General features: G+C 37.1%; 4 protein-coding genes. All 4 read left to right on the forward strand.

The genetic code is table 11. The features are described 5' to 3' along the window. Window positions 1-390: 390 nt before the first annotated feature. On the forward strand, window positions 391-696 hold the full coding sequence (locus KSO91_RS16240) for a hypothetical protein (protein ID WP_238744075.1): 306 nt from the start codon (window positions 391-393) through the stop codon (window positions 694-696). A 149-nt stretch (window positions 697-845) separates the two neighbouring features. After that, on the forward strand, window positions 846-1403 hold the full coding sequence (locus tag KSO91_RS16245; RefSeq protein WP_238744076.1) for a recombinase family protein: 558 nt from the start codon (window positions 846-848) through the stop codon (window positions 1401-1403). A gap of 219 nt (window positions 1404-1622) precedes the next feature. Further along, window positions 1623-3680, forward strand: a complete 2058-nt coding sequence (locus KSO91_RS16250; RefSeq protein ID WP_238744077.1) for a type I restriction-modification system subunit M — start codon at window positions 1623-1625, stop codon at window positions 3678-3680. A gap of 54 nt (window positions 3681-3734) precedes the next feature. Continuing rightward, complete coding sequence (locus tag KSO91_RS16255) at window positions 3735-3974, forward strand: AlbA family DNA-binding domain-containing protein (RefSeq protein ID WP_238744078.1); 240 nt, start codon at window positions 3735-3737, stop codon at window positions 3972-3974. Window positions 3975-3976: the final 2 nt, after the last annotated feature.

A 3976-nucleotide genomic window follows, 5' to 3' on the forward strand; every position in this document is an offset into this window, starting at 1 on the left:
AGGTTGGCTTGCTCCCTCAGCGTTTGTTAAAACGAAATGATGGAATATAAGAATACAGGAGCCGTATACGAGGTCCGTACGTACGGTTCTGTGAGAGGGATGAGGCAAAAGCCTCACCCTACTCGATTTTGCCCTTAATAAATAGGGGGCGAATGATAATTTAAGTGGTTTTGGAGTTTTTAAGCAATAGATCATAATAGAACTAAAAGCGGAGTGTGTTTATGATTTTAAATGTGGTGTTGGCGGTTTTGGTTTTGATTGCTGTTTTTTTACTGTTTTCTTTAATAAAACCAAAAGAATAGCATATATATGAGACATTTATTAATACTAAACATTAAATGTAAGTGTAATTTTCAAGATGTATTTTATAAATTTAATACAGGTATAGATATGAACGATAATTTCAAAAATAAAGCAATGCAGCTATTCAAATATGCAGAAAAAATAGGCTTTCCAACTGTTGTGGCTATGAAAAATGAAAGAGGTAATGTAGCTACATATTGTAATCAAGAGTTTCTAGAGGTGAGCTATGATAATGATACTGAAATAGAGCAATCTGAAAATATTTATTTAATGGTAAAGAGTAAAGGAGACTTAAATAATTTTTTACTTAAGAAAGCTCAAATTGATAAAACAGTTAGTGGAAAAAAACTTATTTATATAACTAACCCTCAAATTTTAAGCACTAGGCATTAGAAGTTTTTGTTGAGTTGTTAGGTGTATTTATAACCATACTTGCGAATACAACTTCAGGCTGAATACAAAATCAATGATTTATTAGGCTTTGCAGTGCTACTAATTTTCATTAATCTAGGATCTTAATTTATGAATACAAAGGCTGGAAGATGAAATTAGCTTATATTCGAGTTTCAACCATCGAACAAAATACTGATCGTCAGGTTATTAAAGCCGATAAAACATTTACAGATAAAGTGAGTGGGGCAAATACCGATCGACCTGAGCTTATTAAGTTGAAAGAGCATGCAAGGGCGGGAGATGTTGTTATTTGTCATGACATAAGTCGTTTAGCGCGTAATTTAAAAGATCTTAAAGATCTCGTTGAGTTTTTTATTGATCGAGGCGTTGCAGTTAAATTTATAAAAGAAAATATGAGATTCACCGCAGACAAACAAAATCCAATGAATGAATTGATGCTTAATATGCTTGGCGCTGTTTATCAGTTCGAAAGAGACATTATGAAGCAAAGGCAAGCAGAAGGAATTGCGCAAGCTAAAGTCAAAGGGGTTTATAAAGGGCGTAGTACCTCGATGAGATTAAAAGCTGCAATCATTGAAGAATATAAACAGGGCACTCCACAACGTAAAATAGCCAATAACCTTGATACCTCGCTCTCTACCGTTCAAAGGATCGTGAAAAGTTATAAGGAATTGTCGCTAGTTTAAGAAAAATCTATTTATTTACAGGAGGTTGTTCAAGGTGAACTTTTACTTCTTGATCATTTAACGAATAGGAGGATCTTCTATTTAACGGAGCTGTTTAATATTTTATATGTATCTGGCAGATACCAACTTATTCTTCCGTAACAATTTTGATTTCCCATACAAAATCAATCGTATATAGGAGTATAGTAAGCACTCTTATTTTCAAATTAAAGTGCAGATATGACAAACAATAACTTTTCTTCAACGGCTGCTTTTCTCTGGTCAGTGGCCGATCTCCTGCGTGGCGATTTCAAACAATCTCAATATGGTCGTATCATCCTTCCTTTTACACTTTTAAGACGATTAGAGTGTGTGCTTGAAACAAGTAAACCGGATGTTTTAGCTAAGTATGAAGTCGTTAAAGCAATGCCTTTTGAGGCACAAGATAAGTTATTAACTCACGCAGCGCAGTTAAGCTTTTACAATACATCGAAAATGGATCTAAATCATTTAGGTGAAACCGATGTATCAAGCAATTTAGAAAGTTATATTCAGTCATTTAGTCCTAATGCCCGCGAAATATTTGAACACTTTGACTTCTTTAATACCATCGAAAAATTATCTGAAGCAGATCTTCTTTATAAAGTCGCAAAACAGTTTGCCAAAACAGATTTGCATCCAGACACAATCAGCAACTACGGTATGGGCTTGGTGTTTGAAGAGTTAATTAGACGTTTTGCTGAAAGTTCTAATGAAACAGCTGGTGAACATTTTACACCAAGGGATATTGTTCGTTTAACCACCTCGCTTGTATTCAGTAACGATGATGATCTTCTAACCCAAGCGGGTTTGGTGCGATCTATTTATGATCCAACGGCGGGTACGGGTGGTTTCTTATCTTCTGGTATGGAATATGTGCGTGAGCTGAATGAAAAAGCATCGCTGTCTGCTTTTGGTCAAGAGTTAAACCCTGAATCCTACGCTATCTGTAAAGCGGATATGCTGATTAAAGGGCAAAAGGTCGATAATATTAAACTGGGTAATACCCTGTCGAATGACCAATTGCGTACTGATAAATTTGACTACATGCTGTCAAATCCGCCCTTTGGTGTCGATTGGAAGAAGATTCAAAAATTCATCAATACTGAACACAGTGAAAAAGGTTTTGAAGGGCGTTTTGGTGCCGGTTTACCGCGTGTATCGGATGGTTCATTACTCTTCCTAATGCATTTAGTGAATAAGATGCGGCCACACTCCCCTGAAAACAAAAGTGAAGGAGGATCTCGCATCGGGATCATTCTTAATGGTTCGCCTTTATTTACAGGTGGTGCGGGTAGTGGTGAAAGTGAAATCCGACGTTACATTCTTGAACATGATCTGCTCGAAGCTATTGTTGCACTACCGACCGATATGTTTTACAACACCGGTATTGCGACCTATGTGTGGGTTTTATCAAGTCAGAAGCCCGCACGTCGAAAGGGAAAAGTTCAGCTTATTAACGCCTCAAAAGAGCGCGCGAAAAAAGGTGGAAGAGGGCGTAGTGGTGGCGGTGAAAGTGATGAAGAAGTCGAAAACGTCTTTTACCAAGCAATGCGAAAATCACTGGGTAGTAAGCGTAAAGAACTCACTGAAGAAAGTATTGAAATCCTCGTTAAAACCTACGGTCAGTTTGTTGAAAATGACTTTAGTAAGATATTTGATTACCAAGCCTTTGGTTATCGCCGGATCACTGTTGAACGTCCCCTTAAACTCGCCATTTATCCTCGTGATTTACAACGAGTAGAATCACTGACTGAAGATAATGCATGGAAGAATTTGGGCGAAGATCTACAACAAGTTGTGCTTGAAGCATTAGCGGAGTTTGAACAAGACAAATATCTTTCTCGCGATGGTTTCCTTAAGCGCTTAATAGCAAAACTAAACGGTGAAAAACTAAGCGCAGCGCAACAAAAGCTGATTATTAAGCATTTAAGTGAGCATGATGATGCAGCCGAAGTTTGTAAGGTTAAAGGTAAAGTCGAAGCAAACCCTGATCTGCGAGATAACGAAAATGTACCGCTAACGGAAAGCGTTGCTGATTACTTTACACGTGAAGTATTACCGCATGTACCCGATGCGTGGATTGATACTAAAAAGACGGATGAAAAAGATGGTGAGGTGGGCATTGTGGGTTATGAGATCCCATTTAACCGTCATTTCTATGAATACGTGCCACCAAGATCACTCAAAGTCATTGATGCAGAGCTAGATGCGGTATCAGCTGAGATCATGCAACTGCTACAAGAGGTGCATTCGTGAGCCTTAAGTGCGAGTTAAGTACAAATCAAGCTGTGTTGCAATCAGGTGGTGAGCATGACTAATCAGTATAAAATCGAAGATCAGCATTTAGAGTTTAAAAAACAACTAACTGATAAATTTGAAAAAGAAGTGGTTGCTTTTTTAAATGCCAAAGATGGTGGTGTGATTATTCAGCAATTCTCGGTGAAAATAATTTTCAAGCTATACAAGGGCTGCGAGAGATATCAAAAAATACTTTTCGCGCTAAATTTCTCTTTTCTTCAAATTATTTTTAATAAATGTAAAAAAAATTGAAC

The organism is Psychromonas antarctica (assembly GCF_022267535.1).
Lineage (GTDB): Bacteria > Pseudomonadota > Gammaproteobacteria > Enterobacterales > Psychromonadaceae > Psychromonas > Psychromonas antarctica.